This is a genomic window from Delftia sp. 60 (assembly GCF_002754395.1).
GTDB lineage: Bacteria > Pseudomonadota > Gammaproteobacteria > Burkholderiales > Burkholderiaceae_C > Comamonas > Comamonas acidovorans.
In genome coordinates this window covers 3,204,758-3,224,502 of the sequence record NZ_PEFD01000001.1, presented here as the reverse complement: position 1 = coordinate 3,224,502, position 19,745 = coordinate 3,204,758, and the positions used below count along the sequence as shown (strand labels likewise).

At 60.2% G+C, this 19,745-nt stretch carries 16 protein-coding genes and 1 pseudogene; 5 read left to right on the top strand and 12 right to left on the bottom strand.

Features of this window, described 5'->3' with window-relative positions:
• Positions 1-23: 23 nt before the first annotated feature.
• From CLV01_RS14605 to gstA, 4 genes are all read right to left on the bottom strand, one after another.
• Positions 24-2,345 carry a TonB-dependent siderophore receptor gene (locus CLV01_RS14605; protein WP_257221302.1) on the bottom strand — a complete coding sequence of 774 codons (2,322 nt, stop codon included), beginning with the start codon at positions 2,343-2,345 and terminating at the stop codon, positions 24-26.
• A 254-nt stretch (positions 2,346-2,599) separates the two neighbouring features.
• The gene (locus CLV01_RS14600) at positions 2,600-3,649 is read right to left on the bottom strand and encodes a FecR family protein (RefSeq protein WP_257221301.1); all 1,050 of its coding nucleotides are present in this window, start codon (positions 3,647-3,649) and stop codon (positions 2,600-2,602) included.
• Positions 3,639-4,175, bottom strand: coding sequence for a sigma-70 family RNA polymerase sigma factor (locus CLV01_RS14595; protein ID WP_043824270.1), 537 nt, complete (start codon positions 4,173-4,175; stop codon positions 3,639-3,641). The genes CLV01_RS14600 and CLV01_RS14595 overlap by 11 nt, the downstream gene beginning before the upstream one ends.
• Positions 4,176-4,379: 204 nt before the next feature.
• Complete coding sequence (gene gstA, locus CLV01_RS14590) at positions 4,380-5,012, bottom strand: glutathione transferase GstA (protein WP_099733993.1); 633 nt, start codon at positions 5,010-5,012, stop codon at positions 4,380-4,382.
• Between the two features lie 150 nt (positions 5,013-5,162).
• Between gstA and CLV01_RS14585 the strand changes: the two genes are divergently transcribed.
• Together CLV01_RS14585 and CLV01_RS14580 are read left to right on the top strand one after the other, a co-directional pair.
• Positions 5,163-5,486, top strand: coding sequence for a winged helix-turn-helix transcriptional regulator (locus CLV01_RS14585; RefSeq protein ID WP_013802924.1), 324 nt, complete (start codon positions 5,163-5,165; stop codon positions 5,484-5,486).
• A 92-nt stretch (positions 5,487-5,578) separates the two neighbouring features.
• The gene (locus CLV01_RS14580; protein WP_099733994.1) at positions 5,579-6,559 is read left to right on the top strand and encodes an AraC family transcriptional regulator; all 981 of its coding nucleotides are present in this window, start codon (positions 5,579-5,581) and stop codon (positions 6,557-6,559) included.
• A 360-nt stretch (positions 6,560-6,919) separates the two neighbouring features.
• Here the strand turns inward: CLV01_RS14580 and CLV01_RS14575 are convergent, their stop codons facing one another.
• The 6 genes and pseudogenes from CLV01_RS14575 to CLV01_RS14550 all read right to left on the bottom strand — a co-directional run bounded on the left by CLV01_RS14575 (position 6,920) and on the right by CLV01_RS14550 (position 14,375).
• Entirely contained in the window at positions 6,920-7,705 is a 786-nt protein-coding gene (locus CLV01_RS14575) for a hypothetical protein (protein WP_099733995.1), read from the bottom strand.
• 528 nt (positions 7,706-8,233) lie between these two features.
• Complete coding sequence (locus CLV01_RS29555; protein WP_257221300.1) at positions 8,234-8,362, bottom strand: hypothetical protein; 129 nt, start codon at positions 8,360-8,362, stop codon at positions 8,234-8,236.
• Between the two features lie 1,077 nt (positions 8,363-9,439).
• On the bottom strand, positions 9,440-10,318 hold the full coding sequence (locus CLV01_RS14565) for a transposase (protein ID WP_065345879.1): 879 nt from the start codon (positions 10,316-10,318) through the stop codon (positions 9,440-9,442).
• A 68-nt stretch (positions 10,319-10,386) separates the two neighbouring features.
• A pseudogene (locus CLV01_RS14560) lies at positions 10,387-11,183 on the bottom strand (IS5/IS1182 family transposase); the annotation flags it as partial.
• Positions 11,184-11,467: 284 nt separating this feature from the next.
• Positions 11,468-12,457 carry a hypothetical protein gene (locus CLV01_RS28715; protein WP_139093394.1) on the bottom strand — a complete coding sequence of 330 codons (990 nt, stop codon included), beginning with the start codon at positions 12,455-12,457 and terminating at the stop codon, positions 11,468-11,470.
• A 526-nt stretch (positions 12,458-12,983) separates the two neighbouring features.
• The gene (locus CLV01_RS14550) at positions 12,984-14,375 is read right to left on the bottom strand and encodes a DUF4041 domain-containing protein (protein WP_065345881.1); all 1,392 of its coding nucleotides are present in this window, start codon (positions 14,373-14,375) and stop codon (positions 12,984-12,986) included.
• A 727-nt stretch (positions 14,376-15,102) separates the two neighbouring features.
• Between CLV01_RS14550 and CLV01_RS14545 the strand changes: the two genes are divergently transcribed.
• Together CLV01_RS14545 and CLV01_RS14540 are read left to right on the top strand one after the other, a co-directional pair.
• The gene (locus tag CLV01_RS14545; RefSeq protein WP_257221299.1) at positions 15,103-15,954 is read left to right on the top strand and encodes a BRO-N domain-containing protein; all 852 of its coding nucleotides are present in this window, start codon (positions 15,103-15,105) and stop codon (positions 15,952-15,954) included.
• 34 nt (positions 15,955-15,988) lie between these two features.
• Entirely contained in the window at positions 15,989-16,723 is a 735-nt protein-coding gene (locus tag CLV01_RS14540) for a hypothetical protein (protein ID WP_257221298.1), read from the top strand.
• Between the two features lie 38 nt (positions 16,724-16,761).
• Here the strand turns inward: CLV01_RS14540 and CLV01_RS14535 are convergent, their stop codons facing one another.
• Positions 16,762-17,046: an immunity protein Tsi6 family protein gene (locus tag CLV01_RS14535; protein WP_034392327.1), complete on the bottom strand. Its 285-nt coding sequence runs from the start codon at positions 17,044-17,046 to the stop codon at positions 16,762-16,764.
• Between the two features lie 124 nt (positions 17,047-17,170).
• A complete protein-coding gene (locus tag CLV01_RS14530; RefSeq protein ID WP_099733998.1) occupies positions 17,171-19,330 on the bottom strand; it encodes a methyl-accepting chemotaxis protein in 2,160 nt (719 codons plus the stop codon).
• Between the two features lie 166 nt (positions 19,331-19,496).
• On the opposite strand from CLV01_RS14530, the gene CLV01_RS29130 reads away from it, so the two are divergent.
• On the top strand, positions 19,497-19,694 hold the full coding sequence (locus CLV01_RS29130) for a hypothetical protein (protein ID WP_180289119.1): 198 nt from the start codon (positions 19,497-19,499) through the stop codon (positions 19,692-19,694).
• Positions 19,695-19,745: the final 51 nt, after the last annotated feature.

The window sequence follows — 19,745 nt, the reverse complement described above, 5'->3', positions numbered from 1 at the left end:
GTCCACCGTCACCCCAGCCCCGCCTACCAGCGGTAGGTGGCCGTGGCCACTGCCTGCCGCAGCTCGCCGTAGCGGCAGCTGCCTGCGCTGCAGTTGCTCAGATAGGCCTTGTTGCCCAGGTTGCGCAGGTTCAGCGCCAGGCTCCAGCGCTGCAGGTCGTAGGCGACCAGGGCATCCACCACCGTGTACGAAGGCAGCGGGGCCGCTGCCGACTCCTGGTAGCCGCGGTTGGAGCCCATGTAGCGCGCTCCAATCCCCATCCGCAGGCCGGTTGCAAAGCGGTAGTCGGCCCATACCGACAGCTGGTTGCGCGACACCGCCTGCATCTGCTTGCCAACCTCCGAAGGCGTGCTGCTGGCCGTGACGATGGCCTTGGGCGTATAGGTATAGGCCGCGATCACGTTCAGGTTCTTCAACGGTTGGAACGCGGCCTCCAGCTCCAGCCCGCGCACCGCAATCTCGCCGGTCTGCCGGGGCAGGAACTCCGGCGTGTAGGTGATGTAGTTCCTGCGGCGCAGATCGAAGATGGCGGCGCTGTAGCGGCCTTTTCCATCTGTCGGCACATAGCGCACGCCGGCCTCGTACTGGCGCCCGGTTTCGGGCTTGAGCGGCGTATTGGTCTCCGGGTCCATGGTCACCGTGGGCGAGAACGACTCGGAATAGCTCACATAGGGCGCCCAGCCGCTGGGGTGCAGATAGACCAGTCCCGCGCGGCTGGTGAACTTGTGGTCGTTGATGCGCGTGCGGCTGCCGTCGATATGGCTGCTCACCGTGGCCGAGGCGCTGTCGTACCGGCCGCCCACCGTGGCCACCCAGTCGTTCCACTTGATCTGGTCCTGCAGGTAGATGCCCGTCTGTGTCAGCCGCGTGCGGGCGTCGAACCAGGGATCACCGGGCACCACATCGTTCGTATACACCGGCGCATAGCCGTCGATGCCCGACACCGTGCCCGCGTTGTAGGTGCGCTGGTCATTGCGCGAGCCCTGGTAGTCCAGCCCCGCCAGAAACGTGTGCTGCCAATCGCCCAGCCGCAGCTTGGCCTGGACCTGGTTGTCTATGGTCAGCAGCCGCGCCCGCTCCTTGCTGCCGAACGGAAAGCGGTTGAGCCGCCGGAAATTGGCCGGGTCCAGCGGATCGGCAGGGTTGACGGTGGCGAAATCGCTCTGGTTGTAGACCTGCTGGTAGTCCACCTTGATGGCGCCGTAGCGCGCGTTCTGGCGCAGCGTCCAGGTGTCGTTCAGGCGGTGCTCGAACAGATAGCCCAGCATCCACTGGTCCTGATTGAAATGGTCGAACCCCGGCTCGCCCACATAGGTGCCCGGCGAGAACTTGCCGTTGGGATTGGGCAGCAGCGTGCCCACCTCGGGAAAGCTGCCGTAGGAGCTGCCATCGCGTATGCGCAGATAGTGCGCCAGCACGGTCAGCGAGGTATCGGTGGAGGGCTTCCACGTCAGCGAAGGCGCCAGGTACACCCGGTCATTGGGCAGGCCGCTGGCCTGCAGCTCGGCATCGCGCACCATGCCGGTCACGCGGTACTGCAGCGTGCCCTGCGCATCCAGCGCCCCCGCAAAATCCCCGCCCACCTGGCGCCGCCCATGGTTACCCACCTGCACCTGCAGCTCACGCAGCGGCTCGCCCGTGGGCCGCTTGCTGACCACGTTGACCATGCCGCCCGGCCCCGTCTGCCCATACAGCACCGAGGATGGGCCGCGCAGCACCTCGATGCGCTCCGTGCCGTAGTTCTCCGTCTGCCACACGGCCCAGCCGTTGTTGTTGCGCAGCGGCAGGCCGTCCAGGTAGTAGCCGGGCGTCTGCGCATCAAAGCCGCGGATGATGGTCCAGTCAAAGCGCGAATCCGCACCCCAGGGCGACACATTGATGCCCGGCGTATAGGCCAGCGCATCCTTGAGCCGCAGCGCCCCGCTGGCGTTGATGAAATCCGAAGTCACCACCGAGATCGACTGCGGCGTCTCCTCCAGCGGCGTATCGGTCTTGGTGGCCGTGGCGCTGCGCCGGGCCACATAGCCGGGCACCGGCCCCGTGGCCGTCTCGGCATCCACCGCCCCGCTCACGGTCACCGTGGGCAGGCGCGGCACCTCCTGGGCCGAGGGGGATGGCGCCGCAGGCGCGGGCTGGGGCGCCGCCCGCAGCACATAGCCACTGGCCGTCCTGGCCAGCGCATAGCCGCTGCCACGCAGCAGTACGCCAAAGCCTTCTTCCACACCATGGCGGCCCTGCAGCCCAAGGGAGCGCAGGCCGCGCAACTGATTGGCATCGATGGCAATCGCCACGCCCGCCTGCAGCGCAAAGCGGTTCAGCGCATCGGCCAGCGGGCCGGCAGGCACGTCATAGGCAATGGGCTGCGCGGGGCCTGCGCGACCGCGGCCCCCGTTCCCGTGGCAGCCAGCGCCGCCACCGCAGCGGCGATGGCGATCCTGGCGAACCGCCCGGGCAGCGACGGGGGGCGGCTGCGGCCTGCGTTGATCGGCAATGGCATGGCAGAGGATTCCTTCCTTGGTTCGTTGGTGTCTTCCAGGGCTTGACGCACGAACTGCGGAAAGGCGAACCGGATCGGCAAAAAAATTTTGAAATCGTCCCCTCAGGGCCTGGGCGCATCCACCAGTACCAGCCAAGGCGTGAGCTTGCGAATGCGCAGCTCGGGAAAACTGCTCAGCAGCAGCTGCAGCGCGCGGTCCGTATCGTCAAGCGGCAGCACGGCGCTCACGCGCAGGTGGTAGATCTGTGCGCTGTCGTAGCGGATATGGCCGGGCCGGTGGCGGGCCAGCGCATCCAGCACCTCGGCCAGGGGCTGGTCGCTCACCACCAGCTGGTGCTGGCGCCAGGCATCCGCCAGGCCCCGGGCGTCCATGGCCTGCACGGGCCCCAGGCCGTGGTCCGTGATGCGCACACGCTGGCCGGCATCCACCGTGGCGGAACCCTGGCCGCCCGCAGCGGCCTGCGCCGCCACGCGCGACTCCAGCACGCTCAACACCGTGGCATCGGCCTGCCGGTCCACCACAAAGCGCGTGCCCAGCGCACGCAGGCTGCCCTGCGCCGTCTCCACCACAAAGGGGCGCGATGCATCACGGGCCACATCGACCAGAATCTCGCCCTGCACCAGCTCCACCGTGCGGCGCCGCTCGTCATAACGCAGGTTCACCGCGCTGCCACTGGCCAGGGTGATGCGCGTGCCATCCGCCAGCGCCCGGGTCTGCCACTGGCCTGTGGCCGTGCGCAGGTCCGCCATCAGATAGCCCGGTGGCCAGGCCTGCAATGCCACCCAGGCCGGCAAGGCCAGCACGGCAGCCAGCATCAGGGCCGCACCGGCACGCCGCGTGCGCCGAGCCCGGCGTGTCTGCCCATCCTGCTTTCTTCCAGCGCTGCCCGACGCATCCAGCGCCGCACGGGCTGGCCGGCTGCCGGCCGGGCCGCTGCGCGCAGCCTGCAGGCGGTCCAGAAACTGCTCCATGTCCAGGGCGGCGGCCGCATGGCGCGGGTCGGCACGCTTCCATGCGTCAAAGCCCGCGCGGGCCGTGGCGCATTCGGCCTCGTCATCGCCCGTCAGCGCCACAAGCCACTGCGCCGCCTGCTCGGCCAGGGCATCGTCATCCGGCCCTGTGCCGGGCATGCGCTCCGCTCTACCGGACATGCTCGGCCACGGCAGGGCAATGGGCGCGGCAGTGCAGCAGCGCCTGCACCAGGTACTTCTGCACCATGCGCGTGGAAACACCCAGGCCCTGTGCAATCTCGGCCTGCGGCTGCTCGTCCAGGTAGTGGCGCAGAAACGCCTCGCGCGGGCGCTCGGCCAGCCCCTCCAGCGCAGCGCCAATCTGCTCCAGCGCCTGCACCGCCATCAGGATTTCTTCGGGCGCCGGATAGCCGGGCAGGCTTTGCGCCACCAGCGCCAGCTCATCCAGATAGGCCTGCGCCATGGCCTGGCGCCGCGCCCGGTCCACCAGCAGCCGCCGCGCCGTGGTCGTCAGGTAGGCCCGCGGTTCCGCCATGCCCAGCAGCGCATCGCGCGACGCCAGGATGCGCACAAACGTGTCATGCGCCACATCGGCCGCATCAAACGCATTGCCCACCCTGCGCCGCAGCCAGCCGCGCAACCAGCCATGGTGGTCGGCATAAAGGGCAGCCATGCGTTGCTGCAGCGCAGATTCGGTGGAAGACACGGTTTCTTCTGCGCTGCGCCCGGGGCAAGGCGGCAGCCGCAGCGGCGGAATTGAGAATGAAACGCATTCTATCGAGACAGAACGCATGCGTATCAGTCTGCGGCGTGGCCACAACGGGCGCGGCGGCCAGCATGGACCGGCGGGCAACGGTGCGGCAGATACGGCCAAGCCAGTCCAGGGCACCGCCATGTGCCCTGCCCCGCCCTATCGCAGCCCTTCCGCCTGCAGCGACTTGCGCACGGCAGGCCGCTCCCGCATCCGCGCGTACCAGCCTGCAAGATGCTCCAGGCCATCGAAGCGAATGCTCGTCTTGTAGACCGACTCCAGCCACGGCGCCTGCCCCCACTGCGTGAGCGCGTACAGATAGGCATCGGCCACGGTGAAGCCATCGCCCATCAGGTAGCGCTTGCCGGCCAGTTGCGCGTTCACCCAGGCATACCGCTGCTCCAGCTTGGGCCTGGCCGTCTCCACGCCGTACTTTCCCGCCGCCACCGCATACAGCAGCGGGATGAAGCCCTTGTGGATCTCCGAGTTCAGAAAGGCCAGCCACTCCAGCAGCCGATAGCGCTCAAGGCTGCCCTGGACTGGCACCAGAAGCGACGCAGGCCGCAGGTCCGCCAGGTACTGCAAAACGGCGGGCCCTTCCCGCAGCAGGCTGCCGTCGTCCAATTCCAGCAGGGGGACATAGCCAAACGGGCTGAGCGCACGGAAGTCCCTGCCGTCTTCCGTCTGGTGGGTCTTGTGGTCCACCCGGACCAGTTGGAAATCAAGCCCCAGCTCGTTCAGGACAATGTGCGGCGCCAGCGAACAGGCGCCCGGCAGGTAATACAGCTTCATGGAATTTCTCTGGTGATGGAACAAGGGGCCTGCGCGTTCAGGCACAGCCCCTGGCCAATGTCATGCACCAGGGATAAATCTGGAAGAAGGCAATAAAACTGCCCATAGGTTAAAAAAATATACCTGCCGCCTGCCTATGATGAATGTGCTATGAAATCCAACATCTCCGGCTGCTCCGTGGAAGAAGCCATGCGCCTGCTGGGCGGCCGCTGGAGGCTGCTCATCGCCTCCTACCTCATCGACGGCCCCCGGCGATTCAACGACCTGCGCCGCGACATGCCCGGCATCTCCCAACGCTCCCTCACCCTGGACCTTCGCGCGCTGGAGGAAGCGGGCCTGGTCAAGCGCACCGTCTACCCCACGGCGCCGATCAAGGTGGAGTACGAATTGACCCAGGATGGAGAACGGCTCAAGCCGGTGGTGGGGGTGATGAAGGAGTTTGGATTGTGGGTGAAGGGGAAGGCGCCGGCCTGAAGAGAGCTGCGCCGGCTGGTTGTCTACATCCACCCCCCTGCTGACAGGCAGGCCCCATCGCCGCATGCACGGTGATTTCCAGAACAACGACCATGACGAACAAGCCTTCCGAGCAGGCATCCCGCGCCGAGTACGCGCGACGGATCAATCGCGTGCTCAACTACATCGATGCCCACCTGGATCAGCCTTTGGACGGTGCGCATCTGGCCGACATCGCCAATTTCTCGCGCTTCCACTTTCACCGAATTTTTGCCGCATGGATGGGAGAAACGCTGGGCAGCTATGCGCAGCGGCGACGGCTGGAGAAGGCGGCGTTCCGGCTGTCCTGCGGCAGCAAGGAAACCGTGCTTGAAACCGCCTTGGCCACCGGCTTCCAATCGGGCGAAGCATTTGCGCGCGCCTTCAAGCTCAAGTTTGGCTGCACGCCATCGGCCTGGCGCTCCACCACGCTTGAGCGGCTGAAAACCCAGGCGGCCGCCATCGGGCAGCCGCCAGGCAGCCAGGAGAGCAATCCTGATCAGGTCTTCGGCAATCTCCATCAGGAAGACCTGTGCCCGTTCGGCGAACCTCAGGGCTCTTGTCACCTGAAGGAAGAAATCGCCATGGACGTCCGCATCATTGATCTACCCAAAGCACATGTCGCCTATCAACGCTTGATCGGCCCCTATGGCCCAGCCATAGGCCAATTCTGGCGAGGCACCATTGCGCCGTGGATGCACTCCAATGGCCTCAGCGATCAAACCTGCTACGGCATAGGTTATGACGACCCCTCTCTCACGCCCGCCAGCAAATGCCGCTATGACGCCTGCGTGGAAGTCCCCGCGCATTTTGTCGCCAGCGGCCAGGTGGACACTCAAACCCTGCCGGGCGGCCGTTACGCCGTGGCAAGGTTCAAAGGAAAACCCGAGGGCTTGGCCAATGCCTGGATGTGGCTGACGCGCGAATGGATGCCGTCCAGCGGCATGCAATGTGACGACCGGCCTTGCTTTGAGATGTTTTCTGCGGCCACTGCCATGGATGCCGACACAGGCGAGTTCTGCTGCGACATCTGCATTCCAGTGCGGGCGCTGTAAAGCGACTCAAGCCGGTTGAGGTTTGACGAATGTGTTGGGTTGGCTGGTTGAATTCACTACCCGCTGCAGGCGTTGGACCTTAGCCGTCAGGTGTCGGCTTTGCAGCGAAAGCGGTCCTCAAGTCACGTCGTCGCGAATGACTGCAAGCTCGCGCGCTGCAGTCATCCCCAATGCTTGTCATTGGTCAATGACTACGTATGAAGAATTGACTGCGCTCTTTCAAGCGGCGTGATATCACTATGAAGCCTGTCACCGTCATCCCGAGCAAGACGTGATGAGTTCCATGGCACCGGAACCTACGAGGATGCGCGTCTCCACCTCAGAAAGCAGTCCCGCTACGGTGATTTCTTACAACGCCCATCAGCTCTCCAGAGCGTCTGTGGAGGCGTCGGCCGCGAGTCCATCGGCATCGCCGTTAGCGCTCTTCGGAATGTAGGGGGGAATCACTCCAAGCTTTTGCAGTTTTTTAAGCCGCGCCACGATGCCTTCTGTTTCCCGACGAATATCGAACATCCGCTTGTAGATGGAAACGGTGTGGTCTACCTCAAGCTGCGTGCGTGCTTCGATGGCACTTAACCTGCCAGTCTCGTAATCATCCCAGACAGATGTGCCCGAGGCCACGTTGGCGGGCTCAGCCAAGTATTTGTTGTACAGCATGGCCTTGCTCTTGGGATAGGAGAAGTAGCGCATCTTCGATGAGAACTGGCAGTAGGTGGCGGTCGAAAGATCAATCTGCCGGCAGCCGCAGAGATAGTCGTAAATTCGCGTCGGAAGGTCTACGAGCGACATGTTCATCTTCGCAAGGAGTGCAGGCACGTCGCTGTGCGAAATGCCGATACCGCATAGGATCAAGGACCCTCGATCACCTCGCTCCAATCCCTTCCATTCACATTTCAGCAGGGCAAGAATCTCTTCAAGAACTCGCTTTTCTGAGCCTGCAGTCCACTCCCAGATCTGAACTGGCGGCCTCAGATCATTCGTCATGGGGAGATACGTCTGAAACGTTCCGCCCAAAATTTTGTGCCCGGGCAAGTACGGCGAAAACTTCATGCTTGAAGGCGCCTTGCGGGTACGGTCCTCAACCGGAACGTAGTACTCTAGATCGAAGAAAACGACCTTTGTGCTTTCGGGGAAATGGCGCAGCATAGACTACCTAGGCAACCCTATCAAATAGACAGAAATAAAAAAATAGGCGTGGGGCGAAGTCTCTAATTTCATAGGTCGTATCACGTCACCATCATTTGATGCGATGCCAAGGCCCGCCAGCTAGTCAGTAACCGTCTTTCGTGGTTTGAGAGCCAACGTACGCTTCTGGTCCCAGAGGGGCCTCATACGTCATGAGCTGCAATTTTAGAAACACCGCAAAGCGGTCGCTGGCATGCCCTTGTCCACAGGCGCCAATCCCCCATTGCTGCCGCTCCCGCCCGCATCGTCAGCTTTCGATCACAGCCGCATGGCGGTAATCCGATTACCAAGACCGCCAGCGCCTCGCTATCGTGGTGCATAGCTTAGAACAGTACGTACTACAATGGGGCCGCGAAATTAAAATAGACATTATCACCACCATGCAGTTGGCGATAATGTCCTAGATGGGAATTAATCTTCCGCTGCTCATGTATGAATCACACACCGCCATCTATTGGCGCCGATCGCAACTTGTGACCAGGGCATGCCTCACTTCTTTTTTGGTACTGCAGGCTTCAGAGCAGGATTATTTCCAGGAGTCTCCTTGTTATCACGGCGACGTTGGTCAGGCTTGCCCGTCGATTTTGCAATCGGTTTTGGTCCCGGCTTAAGGTTCATGAGGAATCTCCTTTAAATTGGTGTTGTGCATAGTAGCTGTTACTTCCCTCCACTGCAACTCCGCAAAGAACTTTGCCAAATTTTTGTTGGCGCACATCCAACAAAGACCGATCAGCCCAATGCCTTCCGTGGATGTTCTTTTTGAGAAAACATTATCATCTTTCGCTACCTCACCGATCGGGCTATTTGGCGACGTGCGCACCAACAGCATCTCGCCTCCAGCCGATGCTCTGAAGTGCAGTCAGGATCGCGGTTGTTGCTACACCACTAGGGATACCCCTATTCAACTTTGGAGAAGTGTATTTACCCTTTGCAGAAACACTGGCATCAAAAATCAGGGAGTAATCCTCCCTGTCGTTCCCGGCATTAAAGCCAAACCACTTGACAGGAGAAGACATGAGCAAGCCCGTAATGTCAGTCACAACTGCAGATGTAAAACCCAATCCACCTCAATACGTCATCGAAGTTGCCGGATCAGTATCCACATCCGGATGGACAAATGCTCGACTTGAACCAAGGTAGTACATCAATTTCCCAGAAGATGGGATACAGGATCTTGATTTCGTTGCAGACCCTCCAAAAGGCATGGCACTCATGGTTATCACACCAATCATCGCTAGCCCAATGGAATGGAGTGATCCGCCAGTGTACGCAAAGAGCATTCGCGTCCACGCTCAGTCCAACGAAATTACAACAATGTTCTAAACCGCAGATGCAAAAGATTGCCCATACGCCTCTGGGCATCTTCATTGGCGGGTACTTGGTGGTCACACATTCCGCATCAGCGCGACCACATCGGACGCGTGCAGCCCAACAGCGCGGCCAGCAACCGCAACGTGCGGCACGTGGATCTCACCGAGAATGGCTCGACTGTCACAAGCCGACCCGGTACAGACGTTTTTCTAGTACCTACGGGTGCCCACGCAGCGATTGCTGACCTTGGACCGATGCTGCCTACAGGCCGCTGTGGACCGGAAGAGACCTTTGCTAGCTCCGTTCCATTTGCATCAACGCGTATATTGAAATCCTCGTCTTCAAACCTCAGGTAGTTGCCAATCGGCTATTGCGTTTGGCTGTTCACTTATGCACGATGAAAACCTTGACGTTGACGCTACGGTCGCTTTTTTTGTGATCACCCTCTAAATCTTTCAGACCTGCTGAATTCGTGAGGTAGTGCTCTGGATCGTAGACCACGCACCAAAGTTTCTTGCAGCCCGGGTGTATTGCGTAGTGCGCAATATCGAGCACAAGCTCATCGCCGACCGCCTTTGCATGTGACCTGTCCCGCACGCATTTGGTCTCAATGACAAGGTCGTGCGCCGGAAGGAAGAAATCCATGCGCGTGCTCCTTCCCGCATAGCTCGGTGTGTATTCTTCAGCTCGCACGTCCACTACCCAAGGTCGAAGCAGGGCATGAAGCAGATCTTGAACATCGTACTCGTTGACGAAGTGCATTGTTTCCGCACCCTTTCGTCGATAAGTGAGTGGGTGCATTGCACGGCGGAGGCCTTGAATGACGACTTTCACTACCTCATCAACGGTGCTAGGCTTAGCAGGAACCATCCGCGCCGCTAATTGCCCGAACTCATCGATATCAACGGCACGCCCGACCGGTAGAACTCGTCCATGTCGATAATAGCGAAGTCCGTCTTCAGCCAGGACGGCCTCGATTCTTGCCCTAGCTTCTTTCCAAGACTCGACTTCTGCCTGGAGTACAGGCCTCGTGTCCATATATTCTTCAAGCACATTGCCAAGAATCTGCAGGCTATCCGAGTTTGGGTCCTGACCGGCTCGAAACAACCACTCCTTCCATTTTGAGTGGTGTGCCAATGCAGGCGGTTCGCCTGGGGCGCCAGAGCTCGAAAACAAAGCATCAAGCGTGGCGTGCCCTCCCGTTCCTTGGATGACGTCGCCTACCACCTTGCAGAGCGCCCTTGAAAGCCGTGTGTTTGTCATGCGGCGTACTATAGCGGCAGCCTTATAGGCTGCAGCGCGTGCTCTTGGCGATTCGGAGAGTACCGCTCTCAGCCACAGAAGTCACTTATAGCCCGCAGCGCGGCCAGGATCAGACGCAGGTTATGCCCGGCGCCGCACATCACCGCGTACAACGCATCTCCCAGCGCGCCCTTGAGCGGATTGCGTTCCAAGCGCCCGTCCATTTTCATGTGCCCAATGGCCGCCTCGATGGCGCTTCTTCGCTTTATCATGGCCTTGAGGGTTTTGGTGAAGCCCCGTATCTACCTGAGCGCAGGATGCGCGCACCGTCTATGTCCACATCCCGATAGCCCTTGTCCACGATGGCTGCTGCGGGCCGTTTGTCCGTTCCGGCGAAGATGCCCACCTGTTCCAGCGCCTCGGCCAGCGTGTGGCCGTCGAACGGGTTGCCCGGCATGGAGCGCATGCCCACCACCAAGCCCTCTTTCAAGGTAATGGCGATGCTGACCTTCACGCTGAACTCATACGGCGTACGGGCTTTGTCCTTGCTGAAGCATTCCACTTCGCACGCGTGCAGGGCGTACAACTTGTTCTTGTCCTTCGTGCGCTGTCTCAGGATGCGGCCAGTGCGCTGCAGCAGATCCTGGACCTTGGCTTTGGCGGCTTGGGGCAGCATGTGCAATTGGCGAGCCACCTCGCGGTGCACGAAGCCGACACGGGTTCGCAGCGTACGCACGGACTTCTTCATGCGCTTGAACTGCTTGGCGGGCGCGTAGCGTCCGATCCGCTTGGCCAGTCGTGGTACCACACAGATGTAGCTCTGGCGCAGCTGCAGGCCGTGGTCCCGGGCCGCCCTGACCAGGTGCTGTCGACCCCTGTCCTGCAGCGTCTCCAAGCCTTCTTCACCAAATCAACGGCTTGCGGTTTGTTCAGGGCGGACTATTTAAATAATTAATTTAACCCCAAAATAGACATAACTACCTCAACAGCACCACTACCATCCGCGTGCGAAGCCTGTGCAATACCAAATACCCAAGGAATAAGAGCTCGCGAAGATAAATGGAGATTGCATATTCATCGGTAGAAATAGACGGCCAAAACAGGCTGACACTTTTGCCAAGTTGATGAAGGGTCTCGCTTTTTGGCATCTTGTAAACGAACTTGTTATATTTATTTGCTTTGATGATTTTTAAATTCACAGCTTAATCGGTAAAATTTTTCAGGAACCTCAACCTCTCTTTCAAAAAATGACTTTAGGTCCTCTACCCTTGCAGCCTTTAAATCTGCCAGCACTATTGATTGTGCTGACCCCAGGTAAACAACCGGCACATCAGGCTTGATATTGGCGCATTCGTTTTTACCATTGAAGTCCAGTGTGTGAGCCAGCTTGTATATCTTCGATGGCAAAACCTCCTCGCTTAGATGATTTTTTGACCAATCCCAAAAGACCACTAATACTATAGTTGCCATTATTGGAAAAACAAATGAGTGAACGGGTGGTAATTTGTAATTCCATTCATCGTTGAACTTAGAATAAATATATCCAGCAGCATCAAATGCAAAAAATACCGCAATGACTCCCACTAAAGCTAAAAATGGGAGCACGTAATAAAAGAAAAACAAACCCGCTGTAAATGTCAAAGTAAATGGAAATGCAGATGCATCAACACCAAAAACAGAATTTATAGAGCCTGCCGCCTTCCCTGTAGAAAATACAATTAAACCTGAAACTGCAATTGATGCAACTAGCTTCGAAATCCCAAACTGCCACAGATTGCGAAAAATTGAAATTCTTTCAGTTGAAATCCCAATATACAGTGTCGCTAGAGCAATACCCCAAATCTTAATAGTAAAACTATTCTTGTGCAACCAACCAAATTCATGGTTCTCTTTAATACCGTTGAAAATTAGCACAAATGCCACAAATGCCAATAAACCAAGCGACCAGCTAAGCTCGAGATCTTTTTTTTCCGTCGAAGTTTTTCTTTTCCAGTCTTCGTTCTTCTGCCTTTCAAGTATTTCATACACATAGGTCTTCAATGTACTAATCCCGCCATTTGATTTTTCGTTCTCAGAAATCTCTTCATAAATTGCAGCCAAGTACTCTTCTTTGGTCGACGGTTTTTTATATTTAAATTTCAACTCTTTTTTTTCGTTCACTTTCTAATCCTTGTAAGGTAAAAACAATTTGAGAAGGAATTTTAAAATACCCCTACCACTAAAATATTTAATTTATCCGCAATTATGCGTATAAGCAATCGCATCCGATCTTTTTAGACATCAAAAAAATTTCGAGATTGAAGATCTTTGTGAGCCGCCAAAGACCAGTGATGAAATGGCTACTTCATGTCCTTAATCAGCTCACGACTGCATCCTCAGCCGGAACGCATGCCGGTCAGCGCGACACCTTGGGCCCTGCATCTCGCATCAGCGAGGTCGGCAGCCTCCCTTCGTAGCCCTCGCGGCGGTCGCAGATCAGCCCGTTGAAGTCATTCGCAGCACCTCGGTCGCCGACTGCCCTGCAGCGTGAGCCATATGTCGATGCCGACAGGCGTATTCACGCTCGCTGGCAACGAGCGGTCAATCAGCGCAGCGATCAGAAGGTTCACCAGCCTGCTGCGCGCGAGGCGCTTTATCTTCGAAAAAATCGCGCCCTGAATCATCGACTCCGCTGACAACCAAAAGATCACCCCTGCGCGTCTGCGGCCACAGCCAGTTCCGCCGCTTGAATGGACTCTGCCGGCATGACCATCCGAAGGCTCTCGCGGTACTGCTCTGCCGCCGCCACATGCTCAACTTCTACCACTGCGTCGTAGTTCGCCCGGATCACCGCTTCGATCTCTTTGAGGTCGGCGCGGAAGAACTCTTTGCGCCCGTTGACCTTATTCATGCGCCCTAATGCAAAGTGCGCGTGCAACTTTGCCTCGAGTGCCGGTGCGTTGTTGGAGAACACCAGGGCGTGCACATCGAACCGAAATGGCACAGAGGCATCGCCTAGTTCGTCGACTCGATCCATGGGCTCCAGACGTCGGGTCATTCCAATCTTGTAGATCCCTTCGCCGAACGCGCCGATGTTCGAGATCACGTATACGTAGCCGGCTCGAGCGTTCTGCTCGCGGTAATCCAAGACTCGCTCTTCTTCGTCAAGCGCCAGGTTTTGCTGCACCACTTCAGAGAGGCGTGCCTGCAAGTCTTCACGCTCTTGCTCGTTCTGGGCGCTTGCCAACCGAAGTTGTAGCTTCTGAATTGCACTGGCAAAGTGCCGACGCTCCTTGTCGATCTTGACCCGCACCTCGCGGATTTCGCGCTCCAGCTTTTCCTGCTCACGCTGGTCCTCGCGAGCCTGGCGCGCCATCTCTTTCTCCTCGGCGCGCTTCACTTGGAATTCGTGAGCCAGGTGCAGCTCTGCCAACTTGCGCTGAAGGACCACTTCCGTCCACCAGCACTCAGTCCGCTTGAGCAGTTTGTTGCAGACGTCGAAAGACCGGCGGATACGTTCTTCCATGCGGTCGAAGTTATTGAACTTGACGTTGTCGATGCAGTTCTCACACTCGCTGTTGAATGCGCGCAGCGAGAGCTTTAAGACATCCTTGCGCAACTGTTTCCACTCCGTCTTTGTCAGCGTGACCCCCGTGTGGTCCCAACTTTCGACTTCCTTGCTCAATCTCCGGGCCGACTCTTTTTGCTCCTCACGGATTGCATCCAGACGGCTCTTGTAGTCGGCGCTGTTGGTGAATTGATACTTGGGCACGTACAGCGCGAACGATTCGAGCTCCACCGTCTCCTCTGCAACCAGGATTTCCTTCTGGATGTCCTTCAAATTTCGAAAGGCGGCGTCCACTTCGGCTTGGGCGGCTGCCACATGCGCCTTGGTCTGTGCAAGCCGGTCTTCTTCCATTTTTACTAAGCCTTTGATTTCACCCAGACTCAGTAGGCCGCTTTCCTGCAGTTGGCCCTCCAGCACCTCACAGCGCTTTCGAAGTTCTTCGGCAGACGACTGGGAAGCCTTCAGCTCTTGCTCTAGTCGTTCGGCTCGAACCCGGTGCTTCGTCCCGTTCCAGAAGTCACTGAGTGTCATCCGTCCTCCATTTTTGTTCCGTTTACGATGACTATATCCGGGGTGAAATTTTTAGCCATAGGCACTCACTTGGCATCGACCTAAGGCAATTGCCTTCTGCAAGAGGCCGAAAGTTCCGACTGCACGCTTTACGCATCCCTTCTGGTATCGAAGATCGGTTGTGCCGATGACAGAACTAATAAGATCGCTGCCAATCGTTTAGTTTGACTCGACCGGCGGCTCCCAGCATGAAGCCGTCGTTCAAACGTCTGCGGTGGCCTACTGCTGACACACAGGCCTTGAACAACTGATCTGCAAAGAAAGCAAAACAGGTGACGTTGCCCTCGCAATTCACTGCAAAGCCCCTCATTCAACACGTCCCTGCCCCCTCCATCCAGCACCTCTACGTAACCGCTTTGGGCACCTCCCGCACGCCCCCACCTGCTACGATCCCCCCCGGTGCTCAACACACCTTCATAGGCGGAAGTCACTCCCGAAAGTCAGTGGCATTTCGCCCATACGCTTTGTCTTGCCCTGCAACCCAGGGCAAGTCTTGTTTATGGCCGGGCTGCCCGCCGCTGCATAAAGCCGTTGCGGCAAAGACAGACGGGCAACCCTATGACCGTGTTGACATAGGAGGCCATTCATGGCTTTGCGATCCCCCTCCCGTGCCGTCCCCGCAGACGACATCACCCCCCAAACCCTCCACTTCGGCGACATCCCGATCCGCACATTCCCCGGGAATGGCGTGACCTGGCTTCTTGCCAAGGATGTGTGCACCGCCCTGGGAATCTCCCGCCACAAGGTGGCTACGGGCCAACTCGACGAGGACCAGCGCTGCACCGTCCGCCTTGCCAGCGAACCCGGCCGCAAGCCCAGGCGCGAAGCTGTGGTGGCCATCAGCGTGGAGGGTCTGCATGCACTGATACAGGCCAGCCCCTCACCTGAGGCAAAGCGCTTCAGGCGCTGGGTGAAGGACAGGGTCCTGGCCAGCATGGATGCATCGGCCAAAGTCAGCAAAACGAAGCGCAAGACCCGGCCCGGGCACGATGCCATGCACCCGCCCCAGAGCCTGATCCCGGGGCCTGCGCCCAAGGTCTTGCGCCGCATCCGCACCTGCGATGACCTGTCTTTCACACGGCGCAATGCGAAGGGCGAGCGCATTCAGTGGTTTGTGCCGCCGCGCGTGAACAGCGGGCATGAGCACTACGGGATTGGAGAGATCTGGTTCAGCGAGGTGGTGGAGCTGGCGCGCCACAACCCCAGGCATGCCTATGACGCCATGCGGTTTGCGGGGCCGGAGATGGCGCGGTACTGGAACCATGGGCACCCTGACGGCTTCTTTGACCGCATGGCACGTTGGGCGCTGGGGGCCATTCTTGCCAATGCGCAGGAGCCCATGCTGCCGTTCGAGCTGCCCTGCCTGGGCTTTGCGCCGCTGGAGGGCATGGAGTCCATGCTGGCGACTGCGGCTGCGCCCCGGCCGTTGCCAACCCATGTGCAGGAGGCCATAGACAGGCAGGCCTGGCAGGAGGCGGCCGAGTGCCAGCGGCATTACTACGAGCGCCGCCGCCGTGACCTGATGGCGCGGCACGACTGACGCGGGCGTCAAATGCCACTCCTTTGCCCCAGGAGTGGCCAGCGGCTGGCCGGGCAGTGAACCGAGCAGTGACTCGGGCAGGGACAATGGCGCATATAGCGAGACTCCCATGAAATTGAACCTGCTCACCCTGCACGAAAGTGACCTGGCCGCGCTGCCTGATGGTGTGTACATTCGCCGCCTGACCCACCCCATCACCGAGATGTTCATGGCCCTGCTGCCTGCGGTTGAGATCAATGGCAGCAGCAAGATTGCCGTGGTTCTTGGCCCCCAGGGCGAAGCGGAGGCGTTCGACAACGTTCTTGGAGTGACTGCGGTTTTTGTTGAGGATTTCGACTTTGCGCATTTTCTGGCGCAGGACCGCACTGCCCAGAACCAGCAGTTGCTGGAGCTCCTGCGCGAGTGCCTGATGGACATCGCCAACCGCAAGGGACCGAACCCGCAAGCCGTGCAGGCCATCAACGCGGCAGCGGATGCGGTGGTGCAGCGCCAATTCCAGCTGACGCTGCCCATCAAGAAGCTGGGCAAGCGCAGCAAGGACAGAAAGTCCCGGGTGGAAGTGTTCCGGCGCCTTGATTCCGAAGTGGGTGAAGCCTGGTATTGCGAAGTGACCAGGGCAGGCCAGAGCACCCCGCAAAAACTGTGGATGAGCGATGTGCCCGGCTTCATTGACCGCCGCGACTATTTCAAGACCGCCGAGATCAGCGGCAATAGCTACATCGTCAAGAGCCGCCTGGGCCGGGTGGTCTTCGAGACTCCGCTGGCGTAGCGCCAAACTACCCCGCCATTTCCTTTGCTGGAGCGCGCTCAGGGCAAATCGATCTTCAGCCCGCGTCCGGTCTGCACGGCCACGTGGTGCGCATCCTTCAGGGCCCGGGCCAGCTCTGGATCGGTCTCGTCGAACTCCTTCACCGCAACGCTGCCGATGGTGATCTGGTGCAGCCTGGAGCGATCCAGGCCCCGGTCCAGCAGCACCGCACGCACGTATTGCAGCTGCTGCGCCAAGTGTTGGAAGACATCGTGACCTGGCAGGGCCAGGGCACGTTGGGCCACCAGCGCCAGGGCGCGATCGATGTATTCAAGGGGCGTCAATGGGATTCAACCGGTTCATGGAGTGGCTGCAGAGCATGCCAGAGCGCCGCGGGCCCGAGAGGGCGGGCCGCTGGAGCCAGGGGCTCCAGGGGCTCCAGGCTCCCCTGGCCTCACCCGGTGGCTCTCAGAAACTGTCCCAGTCGTCATCGGCCGTGGAGGCCATGGCGACGGGCTTGGCGGCGGCCGTTTTTGCCGGGGCGGCCGATGCTGCGGGCTTGGCTGCGGCAGCGCTGGGCGCCAGCGCCGGGGCACGGCGGATTGCGTCGCTGGTGGTTGGCGCGGCGCTCGCTGCGCGGGCCGCAGTCTGCAGCGGCGCACCGCTGCCGCCCGACAGCCTGAAGACCGAGACCACGCGCACCAGTTGATCGGACTGGTGGCGCAGGCCTGCGGCGGCGCCGGCCATTTCCTCGACCAGGGCCGCGTTCTTCTGCGTGGTCTGGTCGATGTGGGTGATGGCCTCGGCCACCTGGGCGACGCCGCTGTTCTGCTCGGCGCTGGCGTGGCTGATGTCCGAGATGAGCTGGGTGACCTTGCGGATTTCCTCCATGGCCTGTTCCATGGTTTCCCCGGCAAACGCGGCCTCCTGGTTGCCGGTGTGGATTTCGGCAACGCTGTGGCTGATGAGCTGCTTGATTTCCTTGGCGGCCTCGGCGCTGCGGCCCGCCAGGGCGCGCACTTCCTCGGCCACCACGGCAAAGCCCCGGCCATGCTCGCCCGCCCGGGCCGCTTCCACGGCGGCGTTGAGGGCCAGGATGTTGGTCTGGAAGGCAATGGAGTCGATGACGCCGATGATGTCGGCGATCTTCTTGCTGCTGGCGTCTATGCCCTGCATGGTCTGCACGACCTTGCGCACGGCCTGCCCGCCTTCGGTGACGACGCGCTGGGCCTCGCGCGTGATGCGGTCGGCCGATTGCGCGTGGTCCGCGTTGTGGGCCACGGTGGAGCCCAGTTCCTCCATGGCGGCGGCGGTCTGCTCCAGCGCGCTGGCTTCGCTTTCGGTGCGGGCGGCCAGGTCCTGGTTGCCCTGGGCGATTTCCGCGCTGGCCAAGGCCACGCTGTGGGCCTGTTCGTTCACGCTGCCGACCACGCGCGTCAGGCCCGTGCTGGTGGTGTTCATGGCTTCCAGCAGGTGGCCGATTTCATCCTGGCGGTCGCTGGCGATGCGCACGGTCAGGTCGCCATCGGCAATGGCGTAGGCCATGTGGCTGGCCTGCTTCAAGGGGCGCACGATCATGCGGCGGATGAGCCAGAACCATGCCGCCGACAGCAGCAGCACGGCGCCCAGGCCCATGAGGGCGAACTGCAGGACCAGGCTGCGGGTCTCGGACACGGCTTCGTCCACGTAGGCGCTGGTGGCAATGACCCAGTTCCAGGGTGCGTATTGGCTGAAGACGACCAGCTTGTCGCGGGCCTGGGTTTCGCCCGGATTGGTCCAGGGATAGGCCATGCTGCCCTGCTTGCGGTCCAGCATGTCGCGGATGAAGAAGCGGCCATCGCCGTCCTTGGAATCGCTCATGTTCTGGCCTTCCAGGGCGGGATGCACGACCAGTTGGCCGCGCTGAGGGCCGTCTTCGGCATTGAGCACGTAGTAGTAGCCGGTCTGGCCCACCTTGAGCGCGCGGATGGAGTCCTTGAAGTGCTCCAGCAGTTGCGAGAAGTCCTGGCCCACGAAGGCGATGCCCACGGTGGCGCCGGAGGCGTCCTTGAGCGGGCGATATTGCGTCATGTACTGGCGGCCGAACAGGTGGGCCAGGCCCATGTAGCTTTGGCCGGCCTGGATGGCGGCATAGGCGGGATGGGCGCGGTCCAGCCGGCTGCCCAGCACGGCCGCGCTCTGGTCGCCTTTCTCGTTTTTGAGCGTGGTGGCAATGCGCACGAAGTCGCCCTGCCCCTGGGCCGCAAACACGGTGGCCACGGCGCCGGTGCTGCGCGTGAAGGCCTGCAGGTGCGCATCGTTGCCGTTGAGCGGCTGGCCGTCCAGGCTCAGCACGGGTTCGCCGCCGCTGGTGTCCAGGCTGAGCGTTCCCTGCAGGCTGCGCGCCAGGCTATCGGCCAGGAACTGGGTGCGCTGGCGCAGCTCCTTGTCGGTGGACTCGACGAAGTTGTGCAGCATCTGGACGCCCTGCTGCATCTCGTTGTGCATTTTTTTCTGCAGGGACTTGCTCACATCCCAGGCAATGCCCAGCACCAGCAGCGCCAGGATGGCGGCGACCCAGACAAAATTGGTGAGTGACAGCTTTGCGCCCAATCCTTGGCGGCGCCAGAAACGTTGACCGATGTGCATTGATGCATCTCCTGTGCGGCGTTGTGCGCCGCTGTTGTGCGCGCACAGGCGGGGAATGCCTGCGTGCCAAGCCATGCTGACCAAAGTCAAGCCCTGGTGATTCATGGGCCGAAGCGTATCGACGCTGCCGCATGCGGGATTTGAGATGGGTCAAGGAAGTAACCAAGTGTTGCAACGACAGCGTCCGGCCATCTCCCCAGGCTTCGGCCAACGCCCGCCAGAACGGCTGGGGCACAACCAGGCGCATGACAACGATGCCGAGGTGGTGGGCTTTGTCACCGAAGCCGCCAACGTGCGCTACCTGGAGACCGAGCTGGCGCTGGAAGGCGGCATCCACTGCACGACGCAGCAGCAGCCGCGTTGATGCGCGCCGTGCGGCAATAAGAATCGTCTTAACCTGGGCTGCGCAAGGCCG

Excerpts from the sequence above, each read along its gene's own strand:
- CLV01_RS14600 (WP_257221301.1), bottom strand. The coding sequence starts at position 3,649 with ATGTCCGGTAGAGCGGAGCGCATGCCCGGCACAGGGCCGGATGACGAT.
- gstA (WP_099733993.1), bottom strand. The coding sequence starts at position 5,012 with ATGAAGCTGTATTACCTGCCGGGCGCCTGTTCGCTGGCGCCGCACATT.
- CLV01_RS14585 (WP_013802924.1), top strand. The coding sequence starts at position 5,163 with ATGAAATCCAACATCTCCGGCTGCTCCGTGGAAGAAGCCATGCGCCTG.
- CLV01_RS14580 (WP_099733994.1), top strand. The coding sequence starts at position 5,579 with ATGACGAACAAGCCTTCCGAGCAGGCATCCCGCGCCGAGTACGCGCGA.
- CLV01_RS14575 (WP_099733995.1), bottom strand. The coding sequence starts at position 7,705 with ATGCTGCGCCATTTCCCCGAAAGCACAAAGGTCGTTTTCTTCGATCTA.
- CLV01_RS29555 (WP_257221300.1), bottom strand. The coding sequence starts at position 8,362 with ATGAACCTTAAGCCGGGACCAAAACCGATTGCAAAATCGACGGGCAAG.
- CLV01_RS14565 (WP_065345879.1), bottom strand. The coding sequence starts at position 10,318 with ATGACAAACACACGGCTTTCAAGGGCGCTCTGCAAGGTGGTAGGCGAC.
- CLV01_RS14550 (WP_065345881.1), bottom strand. The coding sequence starts at position 14,375 with ATGACACTCAGTGACTTCTGGAACGGGACGAAGCACCGGGTTCGAGCC.
- CLV01_RS14530 (WP_099733998.1), bottom strand. The coding sequence starts at position 19,330 with ATGCACATCGGTCAACGTTTCTGGCGCCGCCAAGGATTGGGCGCAAAG.